Raw genomic sequence first — 274 nt, forward strand, 5'->3', positions numbered from 1 at the left:
CTTGCGGTCACCAGCACCTGAAGCTGGCGTGTCTACCAATTTCACCATCTGGGCAATCATCTTCAGCGTCGCCGCTGTTGATGTGGCGCACTATACGGAGCGCATTTTGATCTGTAAACCCCTGATTTTAAAATTAATAAACCAGTCGTCCAGAATGCAAAAAACCCGCTTTCGCGGGTTTTTGTGTGAGCCTTGAAATTGATCTAATCTCAAGCTCGAAATTGGTGCCCAGAAGAAGACTCGAACTTCCACGACCTTGCGGTCACCAGCACCT

At 48.5% G+C, this 274-nt stretch carries 1 protein-coding gene; it reads left to right on the forward strand.

Features of this window, described 5'->3' with window-relative positions; translation table 11 throughout:
- On the forward strand, nt 1-196 hold a 196-nt coding region (locus ACW9JC_RS30465; protein WP_457459704.1), incomplete at its 5' end, for a hypothetical protein.
- Nucleotides 197-274: the final 78 nt, after the last annotated feature.

Source organism: Pseudomonas sp. SDO5591_S426, from assembly GCF_054070755.1.